We start from the raw sequence: 11,823 nt of genomic DNA, 5'->3' as shown, positions 1-11,823 counted from the left end.
CTCCACCACCGGAGCGCACGCTACCCGATCGACCTGGAGAACGCCACTCGAAAGACCTCCGAGCCCGCCTCCCTTGACTCCTCGGGCAGCGGCTCTCAGACTCCGGGCGCTCGAGATGGGGCAGGACTGGAAGACGTTGAGCATCGTCGTGCTCGGCGCGGCGACCGCGGGGTGGTTCGTGGTGCGCGCGATGACCGCGGCTCCACCCGTGCATCCGCCGAGCGTGGGACCCGTCGCTCCCGCGGAGACTTCCGCCGCGATCGAAGAGGCTGCCGCGGTCGACGAAGCTGCCGCGCCCGAACGGCCGCGCGCAACCGTGGGAGCCCCGGCGTCCGTCGACGACGGCGCCGCCAACGTCGACGTCATCGCGCGCGACCTCGACGTCCTGTCGCAGGCGCTGGTCCGGGACCAACGCGTGGAAGACCGCGTGCTGCCGCGCATCAACGACGCGCTCGACGTGCCCGGAGTGACGTCTTATCGCCGCGCGCCGGACTTTTGGGAGCCCGCGTTCGCGAGCTCGGAAGGAGCCCACCCATGAACCTGCTCGCGGTGAGATTGCTCGTCGCCGGCGTGATCGTCGGCGCGGTGTCGGTCGGCGCACCCGCCGCCGAGCGCGCCCGTCGCGAACGAATGGGACACGGCAAAGAGCTTCAGCAGATCGAGCAACAAATCCGCGCCGGCCGCTCGGTCACCAAGCGCATCGAACGCGACCCGCGCGCCGCGACCGACGTGAAGCAGAAGGCCGCCGAGCTCGCGCAGCTGCTCGACGCGCGCGAGCGCATCCTCGCGAAACTCGGCGCCAGCCATCAGAGCTTCCTCGCCCAGCACAAAGCCGAGCTCGACGAGCTGCAGGACCTGCGCAAGCGCGCGCTCGCGCTCGATCAACGACTCGACGAGGCCCGCACGGCGCTCGTGCAGGCGAACCGCCCGGACATCGACGAGCTCGAGCGCGGCTCGCAACAGGCGCGGCAGCTGATCGAAGGGCTCCGCGGCGCGTACGAGATCGATCGGCAGACGCGTCGACAGCGCTGATCGATACGGTGTGCCCGTCAGAAGTCGGAGCCGCCGTCGCCCGCGATCGTGATGCGGGCGCCCTCGACCGTGACGGGAACGACGCGTCGGCCCTTGGTGAGCTTCAGGAGCTCCGGAACGACCTCGGGATGGCGGACGACGTCGATCTCGGTGAAGCGTGCGCCGCGCGCTGCGAGGGCCGAACGCTCGCGGTCGCAATGCGGACACCCGTCCTTGACGTAGAGGGTCACGTGCGGCGCCACGCGGGACCGCTAGCACGACGGTCCGCGGCGGGACAACGCGCATGACGGCGGCCGAGGAGCTCGTCGACATCGTCGACCGGAGCGATCGCGTCGTCGGCCGCGTCACGCGGGCCGAGATGCGCCGCCGGAACCTGCTGCATCGCACGGTCTACATCGTCGTCCGCAACGGGCGGAGGGACTTCTTCGTGCATCGACGGACGACCACGAAGGACGTGTATCCCGGTCATTGGGACGTTACGGTCGGCGGCGTCGTGGCCGCGGACGAGGGCTACGAGGCCGCCGCGCGCCGAGAGCTCGCGGAGGAAGTCGGGATCCACGACGCGGCGCTCGAGTCGCTCTTCGACGTGCGCTTCGCGGACCCGTCGACGCGGCTCCTCGGCCGCGCCTTCCTCGTGCACCACGACGGCGACGTGACGTTGCAAGCGGACGAGGTCGCCTGGGGCGCCTTCGTTCCCCGCACGGAGGTCGAGCGCATCGTGCGCGAGGAGCCGTGCTGCCCCGACGGCGTCCAGGTTCTGCGCCGGTACCTCGCGTCGCTCGCTACGACGTCTTGATGACGATCAGCTGACCGGTCTTCAGCCGCGATCCGTCGAGGTTGTTCGCGGCGGTCAGCTCGCGCACCGACACTCGATGGCGGCGCGCGATCGTCCACAGCGAATCCCCGGGCTTCACGACGTACTGCATGACCGGCGGCCGCGGCATGTCCGGAAAGTAGTGGCGCGCGTTGCGCGCGACGTGCGCCGCGGCCAGGACCTCGGCGTAGAAGTTCTGCGAAGCGAAGCCGAAGGTCGCCCCCTCGTAGCCGCGTACGATGTCGTCGATCGCGTCCACACCGACCGCCGCGCGCGCCCGTGCCATGCCGGCGACGCCGTGGTTATAGGAGGCGATCGCGAGCGGCCACGATCCGAGCACGCCGCGCGCGCGCGCCAGGTGCAGCGCCGCGGCCTCCGTCGACCGTACGGGGTCGAAGCGCGCACCGGCACCGCCGGTCTTGTCGTAGTAGTCGAAGGTCTCACGGGTGAACTGCCAGAGGCCAGCCGCCCCCGCCCGCGAGACCGCCGACGGATTGAAGGACGACTCGACGTGCGGAAGATACGCGAGCTCCGGCGGCAGCTTCGCTTCGCGGAAGATCCGGCGTATGCCCGGCAGATACAGCTCGGCGCGCGCCAGGCCGTCCAGGAACGGTTCGCGCATGCCGCGTTGCGCGCGGATGTTGCCGATGGCTCGCACGTAGGCCGCGGGACCGGCCCGCGCGCCGAACATCGCCCGCACCCGGGCCCGCTCCGGCGACGCCGCCGTCAGCGACGGGAAGAGGCTCCCCGCCGCGAGCGCGCTCAACACGCGCTCGTAGCTCGCGCGGGTCGCGTCGATCGGGGTCGTGTCGCCGCCGCGTCCGTAGGACACCACGTCGTAGACGATCGCGGGATCGTCACGGTCGTGCAGCACGGCTTGCGTGTGCGACACCCGGGTGAAGACGTGCACCCAGAACCGCACCCGGTCCTCCATGGCAGGCGAAACCGGAAGGTGCGAGCTGAACTGAAGCGGCGGCTCACGCGCGAAGCCGGTCGTCGCCCAGAGGATACACGCCGCGATCGATGCCGAGCGAAGGAGGAGCGGTGCTGCGGCGCGGCTCATCAGGGTACCGAGAAGCGCGTCGATCAAGCCACAAGCCCCCGCGTTCGGCAAGCGCGCCGGACGCGAACTGCGCCATGCGGAACGCCGTGGCGACCGCGACGTGCGCGCCCGCGCGCGCCGCGCACCGATCAGCGGACCGCGTCGAGTCCGGTGAGATCGCGACCGACGATCAGCGTGTGCATGTCGTAGGTTCCCTCGTAGGTGTTCACCGTCTCGAGGTTCAGCATGTGCCGGATGACGGGATATTCGTTGACGATGCCGTTCGCGCCGAGGATGTCGCGGGCGAGGCGAGCGACGTGCAGCGCTTGCCCGACGTTGTTGCGCTTCGCGAGCGAGACCTGTTGAGCGCGGATGCGTCCCTCGTCCTTCAAGCGTCCGAGCCGGTGCGCGAGAAGCTGCGCTTTCGTGATCTCGGTGATCATGTCGACGAGCTTCTGCTGCACCAGCTGGAAGCCGGCGATCGGCCGATCGAACTGCACGCGGCTCAGCGCGTAGTCGAGCGCGGTTTCGTAGCAGGTCATCGCGGCGCCGGTCGCGCCCCACACGATGCCGTACCGCGCCTGGTTCAAGCAGCCGAACGGTCCCTTGAGGCCGACGACGCCCGGCAGGAGCGCGCTCGCCGGCAGACGGACGTCCTCCAGCACGAGCTCGGACGTGATCGACGCGCGCAGCGAAAACTTCCCTTTGAGGTCGTGGGTGAAATAGCCGGGCGTGCCGCGCTCCACCAGGAAGCCGCGGATCTCGTCGTCCGGCGTCGTCTTGGCCCAGACGATCGCGACGTCGGCGATGCTGCCATTGGTGATCCATCTCTTCACGCCCGACAGCACCCACTCGTCGCCGACCCGGCGGGCGCGCGTCTCCATGCCGCCCGGATCGGAGCCGTGGTCGGGCTCGGTGAGACCGAAGCAGCCGATCGCCTCGCCGCGCGCCATGCGCGGAAGCCAGCGCTGCTTCTGCTCCTCCGTGCCGTAGGCGTAGATCCCGTACATCGCGAGCCCGCCCTGCACCGACGCCATGGAGCGCAGGCCGCTGTCGCCGCGCTCGAGCTCTTGCATGACGAGACCGTAGGCGACGTTGTTCATGCCCGCGCATCCGTAGCCCTGCAGGTTGGCGCCGAACACCCCGAGCTCGCCGAGCCGGGGAATCAGCTGGCGCGGAAACTCCTCGCGGCTGAAGCAGCCCTCGATGAGCGGGAGGCACTCCTGCTCGACGAAGGCGCGCACGGTGTCGCGAGTCAGGCGTTCCTCGGTGGTGAGCAGCGCATCGAGATCGTAGTAATCGGGCGCGGACATGGGCGGGGAGAGTACTGCGGGGCCGCCGCCGTCTCAAGGCGACGGCCCGTGATTTGGAGCGCGCCTCCTGCTCGCGTATAAGCTCCGTGAGCGAGAAGGAGGGCGGCGATCAGCCGGTCTGATCATGCATCTCGAGACCTTGCAGGTGTTCTGTGACCTCGTCGAGACCGGAAGCTTCTCGGCCGCGGCGGCGCAGAACTTCATCACGCAGTCGGCGGTGAGCCAGCAGGTGCGCAGCCTCGAGGCCCGCTTCGATCGTCCGTTGATCGAGCGCACCAAAGGCAACGTGCAGCCCACGCCCGCGGGCCAGCTCTTGTACCAGGCGAGCAAGGACATCACCCAACGCTATCGCGAGCTTCGCGAGCAGATGCAGAGCTTCGGAAGCGTCGTGAGCGGGAGCGTCCGCCTCGCGACCGTCCACAGCGTCGGCCTCTACGAGCTCTCGGAGCCGCTCAAGAAGTTCTTGAAAGCCTACCCGCAGGTGAACGTCCACATCGAGTACAGCCGCTCCACGAAGATCATCGAGGACGTGTTGTCGGGGCGCATCGACCTCGGCATCGTGGCCTACCCCGGTCGCCGTCCACAGATCAGTGTGATCCCGTTCCGCGACGACCGCCTGGTCCTGGTCTGCGCGGCGCACCATCCGTTCGCGGGCCGACGGACGATCAGCATCAAGGACCTCGAAGGGCAGACGTTCGTGGGCTACGAGCGCGACATCCCGACGCGGCGCGCGACCGACCGCCTGCTCAACCGCAAAGGAGTGACGGTGCGCTACGTGATGGAGCTCGACAACATCGAGACCATCAAACGGGTGGTCGAAATCGGCGCCGGCGTGGCGTTGGTCCCGGAGCCGGCGATCAAGCAGGAGGTCAAGAATCGGACGCTCGCGGCGCTGCAGCTCAGCGACGAAGCGCTCTACCGTCCGCTCGGCATCCTGCATCGCCAGGGACGCCACTTCACACCCGCCATCGAGCGTTTCATCGCCGAGCTGAAGTGACCCGACTCAGCCGCTCAGCCCGGGCAGCACGCGATCCCCGAAGAGGCGGATGGTTTCGGGCGTCGCGAGGTCGCCGAACATGATGGTGAAGAGCTGCACACCCTTCGCGGCCTTGGCGCGGAGCCCCTCCGCGACCTGATCCGGCGTGCCGCGCACCGCGACGGCGTCGAGGTCGGCGAAGCCTCCGAGCCGTTGCTTGGCGACGGCCCATCTCGCCGCGAAGTCCTCCTCGTCGGAGCCGAGCACGACGATCACCTGCTCCGACACCGTGATGGCCGCCGGATCGCGGCCGACCTCGGCGCAGTGCAGCCGCAGCACCTCCAGCTTGTGTTCGATCTCGTGCGCCGCGTTCATCGGACAGTTCCATCGATCGGCGTACTTCGCCACCACCTTCAGCAGCAGCCGCTCCCCGCCACCCCCGATCGTGATCGGCGGCGCGGGCTTCTGCATCGGCTTCGGATTGTTCGGGGCGTCGTCGAGCGCGTAGTACTTCCCTTGAAGCGTGGCGCGCGGCGCGACGAAGAGCCGCTGGATCACCTCGAGGCCCTCCTCGAGCTGCTCGATGCGCATACGGGCGTTGGGGAAGTGATAGCCGTACCCGCGGTGCTCCTCGTCCATCCAACCGGCGCCGATGCCGAGCTCGAGCCGGCCCCCCGAGATCCGATCGAGGGTCGCCGCCATCTTCGCGACGAGCGCCGGATTGCGGTAGGAGTTGCAGAGGACGAGCGTCCCGAGCCGCAGAGTGGTCGTTCGCATCGCGAGCGCCGTGAGGGTCGTCCAGCATTCCAGGTAATCGAGATCGGGCATCCCGCGCGCCCACATGTGGTCGGCGAGCCAGAGCGAGTGCATCCCCGCCTGCTCGCACGCGATCGCGCGCTCGGTGAGCCCGGCGAAGTCCAGTCCGACCTGGGGCAGGAAGACGCCACACGCGACGCCGTCGATTCGCATCCGCACCTCCGGTGCCGCTCGCGCGACCGATCGATTACAGCACAGGCGTCCGCCCCGCGGAAACGATCGGTACCTGTGACAGCCTCGGGAGCGCGTGATACACCTGCTCGCCCCAGGAGGTTCTCGTGTCGTCCATCCAGAAGATGCGCGTCGCCATCGTCGGCGCCACCGGTATTGCCGGCCAGCAGTTCATCGATGCGCTTCGCGATCATCCGTGGTTCGAAATCACGGCCTTAGCCGCTTCCGAACGCTCGGCGGGAAAATCCTTCGGCGCGGCGCTGCGCGACGCGAAGACGGGCGCGGTGCGCTGGTGGTGCGCGGAGGCGCCGCCGCCCGAGGTGACGCGGCTTCCCGTCGTCGCCGGAGCGGACTTCGACGCCGCATCGGTGGACATCGTCTTCTCGGCGATCGAGAGCGAGCCGGCTCGCGAGCTCGAGCCGCGCTGGGCGAAGCTGCGGCCCGTGTTCAGCACGGCCTCCGCCTACCGCTACGAGGAGGACGTCCCGCTCCTCATTCCCGGCGTCAACCTCGCCCATGCTCCGCTGCTACGCGCCCAGAAGGAGCGGCGCGGATGGAAGGGCTTCGTCGCGCCCATACCGAACTGCACGACGACCGGTCTCGCCATCGCGCTCGCGCCGTTGCACGCGGCGTTCGGCGTCGAAAAGGTCGCCATGACGTCCATGCAGGGAATCTCGGGGGCTGGACGCTCGCCGGGCGTCGTCGCGCTCGACATCCTGGACAACGTCGTCCCGTACATCCCGGGCGAAGAGGAGAAGGTCGCGAAGGAGACCGCGAAGATTCTCGGGACGCTCGGTCGCGGCGCGATCGATCCGGCGCCGGTCGTGGTATCGGCGACCTGTACCCGCGCCGCGGTGCTGGAAGGCCACACCGAGGCGATCTCGGTGTCGCTCGGACGCGCCTGCCCGCCTGCCGATGCGGCGGCCGCCATGCGCGAATACCGCGGCGGCATCGAAGATCTCCCGTCGGCGCCGCGTCACATGTTGACCGTGCACGACGATCCGTTCCGGCCGCAGCCGCGGCTCGATCGTGACGCGGACGGCGGCATGACCACATCGGTCGGCCGTCTCCGCCCCGACGCGCTCTGGACCAACGGCCTGCGGTTCGTACTCGTGTCGCACAACACCAAGTTCGGCGCCGCCAAGGGCGCCGTGCTCCTCGCCGAAGCGCTCCGTCGCGACGGCTACCTCTGAGCGGAACGCGACCGACGGGGACGCGTCGGCGCGGCCGGCGGCGCGTCCCGGCCGGTGCGGCACGACCGGCGCACGGGACAGCGCGAACAGGCGGGGTGGCGCGCCGTGCAGATCGTTGCGCCGAGATCCATGATGCCCTGGTTGAACGGGTAGGCGCGCCCCGGAGGAGTCGCGGCCCGCGCGAGCGCCCACAAGCGGCGCTCGCGTCCACGGCGACGGCGACCCACTCCGAACGCGCGCGTGAGGACGCGCGCCGCGTTCGTGTCGAGGATCGGAGCGTCGGCGCCGAACGCGAACGACGCAACCGCGCCCGCGGTGTAGCGACCGATGCCGGGTAGGCGCACGAGCTCCTCGGGTGTCTCGGGAAAGCGCCCGCCATGGCGTTCCGCAACCTCGCGAGCCGCGCGCTGTAGATCGCGCGCGCGGCGATAGTAGCCGAGACCTTCCCAGGCGTCGCGCACCGCGCTCGGGGAAGCAGCCGCGAGGTCCTCGGCGGTGGGATAGCGCGAGAGGAAGCGCGGATAGAACTCCATCACGCGCCTCACTTGCGTCTGCTGCAGCATCACCTCCGAGACGAGGATCTCGTAGGGGTCGCGTGTGCGCCGCCAGGGAAGATCGCGACCGTGGCGGCGGTACCAGGCGACGAGCCCGCGCTGGAACCGGAGGAGCTGCTCGGCGTCGATCCGCAGCCGTGGAGGGCGACGGCGACGACGCGGAGCGTCGCCAGAGTCGGCGCGTTTTTCCCTTCTCATCGCGGACGCACGGCAGCTAGAATCTCTCCCACACCAGGAGCTCCGCCATGCCGCTCCACCTTCGTCGCCACGCCATCGATCTCTCGACTCGACTCCTCACCAAGCCTCTCGGCCGCTACCAGCGGCGCGCCGTCAACGACGGCGATTGCCTGCGGCGTCATATCAAGAAGGGCGATGTGGTGCTCGTCGAAGGCGATCAGCGTGTGAGCGAGGTCATCAAGTACCTCACCCAGAGCTCCTGGTCGCACGCGGCGATCTACGTCGGCGACGAGCTGTGGCGGAGGAACCCGGCCCTGCGCCACGTGCTCCGCAACGAGTTCGGAGAGGACGCGCAGCACCTGATCGTCGAGGCGCTGGTGGAACACGGTGTCGTCGCGTCGCCGATCTCGAAGTACCTCGACTTCAACATCCGGGTCTGCCGGCCCTACAATCTCCACCGCGACGATCTGCGGGCCATCCTGGACGACGTGATCGAGCAGATCGGCTACCGCTACGACGTGAAGAACCTCGTGGATCTGGCGCGTTACTTCCTGCCGGTGAGCATGGTGCCACGGCGGTTCCGGCGGCAGGCGCTCGGCTTCGGCAGCGGTCTGCCGACGCAGGTGATCTGCTCCAGCATGATCGCTCACGCCTTCGGTAAGGTGCGCTACCCGATCCTGCCCGACGTGACTCCCTCCGCGACTCCGATCGTCGTGCCCCGCCGCGCATTGTCCTGGTCCTGGCGGCGTCCCCCGGTACCGGTCGCCGGACTTTTCCGCACGGCGCCCATCACCCTCACCACGCCGCGCGATTTCGACGTCTCGCCCTACTTCGAGATCGTGAAGTTCAACATCCTCGAGGACATGCGCTTCGACTACCGGCAGATCCGCTGGGCCGAGTAGCGGGCGCACCAAAGAAAAAGGGCCTGCCGATCGCTCGGCAGGCCCTCCGTGCTGCTGGTCGGTCCGGTGAGATGACTAGAACACGTACGACAGCTCGCCCGCGATGGTGTGCTGGTCGTTCTGGTAGTTGTCGACGTCGCCAACGAGCGACTTCTCGTAGAGCTGGTGCTGAGCGGCGTCGTAGCGGTACTCGGTGCGGAACATCAGGCCCTCGGCGAGCACGACCTTGAAGGTGGTCGTGACTTCCCACGCGCTCTGGTGGTTGCCGAATCCGTCGCCGTCCGGCGTCGGAAGGCGCGTGCCGTCCGAGTCGTCGAAGTACTCACCGCGGACCGCGAAGCCGATCGGCACCGGCAGCGCGTCGACGATGTCGTACGAGACGATGCCCGAGAACGCGTTCCACTCGGCGTGCCCGTTACCCACGTGCAGATCGCTCTCGTTGCCGTAGTCGTAGTTCAGGCTGATCGCGAAGTCGTCGATCGGCTTGATCGTCGCCACCGCGTCGAAGAGCCCCCGCTTCGAGTCGCCGCGGTCCGCCTGCTCGGCGCCATACATGCCGTTCAACAAGAGCGAGAACTGCTCGACCGGCGTGATCGCGAGGCTGCCGAGGAACGACTTGCCGTCGTTCGAGTCGACCACGTTGTCCCAGCCGTTGACCACGCCGAGCATCAGGCTCGCCTGCGAGCCGAAGGCGTAGCTCGCCGTCGCGCCGGTGTGCGTGTACGGGGCGGCCCAGCTGAACGCCAGCGAGCGGCTGATGTTCGGGTTCGCCCACGGCTCGATCACCTCGGCGCCGATCGGCGTCGCGAACTTACCGGCCTTCACCTGGAGATCCGGAAGTCCCGGGAAGTTGTAGGTGATGTACGCTTCCTGGAGCTCGACCGAGTTCTGCTCCTCGGCCACGTTGCCGCTCGTGCCGTCGCCGTCCCAGTCCGTGTTGAGGCGCTCGGCGAGCTTGCCGAAGTCGACCTTGGTCAGGAAGCCGACGCCGTCCTCACCTGGCGCGCGCGAGACCTGCAGCTGGAAGAGGTCGAGCGTGAAGGTGTTGTGGTCCCTGTCGAAGGACCGAAGCGAGATATGATCCGAATCCGGATCGTTCAGATCGTACTTGTACGAGGTCGCGATACCGCCGCCGAGCTTGATGCCGAACGGCAGATTCTTGATGTGTGCCTCGATCTGGTCGAGCCGCCGCTGCAGCTCCGAGGTGTCACAGCAGCCCGCGGGCTGCTCGCCCTTGCGCTCGAGGCGCTCGAGACGCTCCTCCAAGGTGAGACCACCCTCGGCCCCTGCGGGCACAGTGAACGAGAGACTTCCGACCACGACCGCCGCCGTCGCCACCCAACATCCTACTGTTCGCTTCCTCATCTCCTTACCTCCTAGGGTTGTTCGCTTCTGCGAGAGCGTCACTGACGCATGCCCACTTCGCGTGTGTCCGCTTCACCAACGCTGTTCCACTCACCCGTACCGCTTCCTCCACACCGCATAGACGTCTCTGATGCAGACCTCATCGCTGCCAGTCGGCCGACGCGTCGTGCCGTCCGGCTGTGGGCACGCTTCGACGCGCGTGCGTTCGTGCGGGGACGGGACGCGCCGACGATCGACTCGCCTGCGTGCAGTGCGAGTCGCACAATTCATCAGCGCGTCGCACACATCGTCCGCCCCACCACCTCGTGTCCACCACAGCGCGGCAAATGTTAAGGAACCTCGCCGGAAATATCAACTGCCGATCAGGCCCGGATCCATACGCCAACCCCTCACCGGAGCTACACAAATTGTTGGGTGTCAGCTCCGCGCCGACCCCAATGTATTGCGCCACCGAACCCGATCGTCGCGCCGGTGCGCATGGCGGCACCCGGATGGACCCCGCCCCCGATGCAGGGCAAAGAGTTGGCGTGACCTGGCTGTCGACTCGCTTCGGGAGCGCTCTCGCCGGCGTCTTGCTGTGCGTGGTGCTGTACGTTCCGCCCGCCGTGTTGACGCCGTTCTTCACGAAGGGCGAACCCCGGGAGGCCCTCGTCGTTCGCAACATGCTGGACGAAGGCGATTGGCTGCTCCCGAAGCGCGCCTCGGCGAACGGATGGACGATCGCGTCGAAGCCTCCCTTCTTCCATTGGCTCGGCGCGGGGGCGTCGGCACTCGCGGGGAGCGCGAGCGAGTGGACGGTCCGGCTGCCCTCGATCGTCCTGTGCACGGCGGCGGTGCTCGCGGTGGGCGTCGTGGCGCGCGACGCGTTCGGTCCGGTCGGCGGGCTCGCGGCGATGGTGGTCTTGGCCACGTCCTTCGAATGGCTGCGTGCCGCGTCGACGGCCCGCGTGGACGGCACGCTCACGGCCCTCATGACGATCGGCACGCTGCTCTTCCAGCGCGCCGTGACGGCGGGAGGCCTCAGCGTCGGAGCCGCCGTCACCGCGTACGCCGCGCTCGCCTGCGCCGCTCTCACGAAGGGACCGGTCGGCTTCGTGCTGCCCGGACTCGTGTTGGCGGTCGTCCTGTTCCTGCGCGGCGAGTGGCGGCTCGCGCCCCACTACCGCCCCGTCCTCGGCGCGCTCGTCATCGCCGCGATCGTCGGCGGCTGGTACGCGCTCGCGGTAGGGCTCGGCGGGGACTCCTTCGTCCGCAAGCAGGTGCTCAAGGAAAACGTGTTCCGCTTCCTCGGGGCGACCCAGATGAAAAGCGGCCACTCCCACTCCTTCTACTACTACTTTCCGACCCTCCTCGCCGGCCTGCTGCCGTGGACGCCGTTCGTTCTCGCCGCGCTCGCGACGGCGGTGCGCGACGGCGCGGCGCGACGCGATCCGCGGCTCGCGTTCCCACTGGTCTGGTTCGCTGTCGT

General features: G+C 68.6%; 13 protein-coding genes. 7 read left to right on the top strand and 6 right to left on the bottom strand.

The genetic code is table 11. The features are described 5' to 3' along the window. Nucleotides 1–73: 73 nt before the first annotated feature. Together IT293_00380 and IT293_00375 are read left to right on the top strand one after the other, a co-directional pair. Nucleotides 74–538 carry a hypothetical protein gene (locus IT293_00380; protein MCC6763094.1) on the top strand — a complete coding sequence of 155 codons (465 nt, stop codon included), beginning with the start codon at nt 74–76 and terminating at the stop codon, nt 536–538. After that, complete coding sequence (locus IT293_00375; GenBank protein MCC6763093.1) at nt 535–1,032, top strand: hypothetical protein; 498 nt, start codon at nt 535–537, stop codon at nt 1,030–1,032. Before IT293_00380 ends, IT293_00375 begins: the two co-directional genes overlap by 4 nt. A 17-nt stretch (nt 1,033–1,049) precedes the next feature. Here the strand turns inward: IT293_00375 and IT293_00370 are convergent, their stop codons facing one another. After that, nucleotides 1,050–1,274: a glutaredoxin family protein gene (locus tag IT293_00370; protein MCC6763092.1), complete on the bottom strand. Its 225-nt coding sequence runs from the start codon at nt 1,272–1,274 to the stop codon at nt 1,050–1,052. Between the two features lie 41 nt (nt 1,275–1,315). On the opposite strand from IT293_00370, the gene IT293_00365 reads away from it, so the two are divergent. Beyond that, the gene (locus IT293_00365) at nt 1,316–1,828 is read left to right on the top strand and encodes an NUDIX domain-containing protein (GenBank protein ID MCC6763091.1); all 513 of its coding nucleotides are present in this window, start codon (nt 1,316–1,318) and stop codon (nt 1,826–1,828) included. On the opposite strand, the gene IT293_00360 is transcribed toward IT293_00365, so the two are convergent. Both IT293_00360 and IT293_00355 read right to left on the bottom strand, forming a co-directional pair. Beyond that, complete coding sequence (locus IT293_00360) at nt 1,815–2,780, bottom strand: lytic transglycosylase (protein ID MCC6763090.1); 966 nt, start codon at nt 2,778–2,780, stop codon at nt 1,815–1,817. The genes IT293_00365 and IT293_00360 overlap by 14 nt on opposite strands. Before the next feature lie 257 nt (nt 2,781–3,037). Next, the gene (locus IT293_00355; GenBank protein MCC6763089.1) at nt 3,038–4,201 is read right to left on the bottom strand and encodes an acyl-CoA dehydrogenase; all 1,164 of its coding nucleotides are present in this window, start codon (nt 4,199–4,201) and stop codon (nt 3,038–3,040) included. A gap of 124 nt (nt 4,202–4,325) precedes the next feature. Here IT293_00355 and IT293_00350 point away from each other — a divergent pair, with 124 nt between their 5' ends. After that, the gene (locus IT293_00350; GenBank protein ID MCC6763088.1) at nt 4,326–5,198 is read left to right on the top strand and encodes a LysR family transcriptional regulator; all 873 of its coding nucleotides are present in this window, start codon (nt 4,326–4,328) and stop codon (nt 5,196–5,198) included. Between the two features lie 6 nt (nt 5,199–5,204). Here the strand turns inward: IT293_00350 and IT293_00345 are convergent, their stop codons facing one another. Further along, entirely contained in the window at nt 5,205–6,146 is a 942-nt protein-coding gene (locus IT293_00345) for a TIGR03560 family F420-dependent LLM class oxidoreductase (GenBank protein MCC6763087.1), read from the bottom strand. A gap of 134 nt (nt 6,147–6,280) precedes the next feature. On the opposite strand from IT293_00345, the gene asd reads away from it, so the two are divergent. Next, nucleotides 6,281–7,357, top strand: a complete 1,077-nt coding sequence (gene asd, locus IT293_00340) for an aspartate-semialdehyde dehydrogenase (GenBank protein MCC6763086.1) — start codon at nt 6,281–6,283, stop codon at nt 7,355–7,357. Here the strand turns inward: asd and IT293_00335 are convergent. Beyond that, entirely contained in the window at nt 7,348–8,109 is a 762-nt protein-coding gene (locus IT293_00335) for an A/G-specific adenine glycosylase (GenBank protein ID MCC6763085.1), read from the bottom strand. The genes asd and IT293_00335 overlap by 10 nt on opposite strands. 47 nt (nt 8,110–8,156) lie before the next feature. Between IT293_00335 and IT293_00330 the strand changes: the two genes are divergently transcribed. Beyond that, the gene (locus tag IT293_00330) at nt 8,157–8,990 is read left to right on the top strand and encodes a lipo-like protein (protein MCC6763084.1); all 834 of its coding nucleotides are present in this window, start codon (nt 8,157–8,159) and stop codon (nt 8,988–8,990) included. A gap of 75 nt (nt 8,991–9,065) precedes the next feature. Here the strand turns inward: IT293_00330 and IT293_00325 are convergent, their stop codons facing one another. Continuing rightward, complete coding sequence (locus tag IT293_00325; protein ID MCC6763083.1) at nt 9,066–10,328, bottom strand: porin; 1,263 nt, start codon at nt 10,326–10,328, stop codon at nt 9,066–9,068. Nucleotides 10,329–10,882: 554 nt separating this feature from the next. Here IT293_00325 and IT293_00320 point away from each other — a divergent pair. Continuing rightward, on the top strand, nt 10,883–11,823 hold a 941-nt coding region (locus tag IT293_00320), incomplete at its 3' end, for a glycosyltransferase family 39 protein (protein MCC6763082.1).

The sequence above is a fragment of the Deltaproteobacteria bacterium genome (assembly GCA_020848745.1).
GTDB lineage: Bacteria > Desulfobacterota > Binatia > UTPRO1 > UTPRO1 > UTPRO1.
Note: the sequence above shows the minus strand (reverse complement) of the source record. Positions and strands in the feature narration are given on the sequence as shown.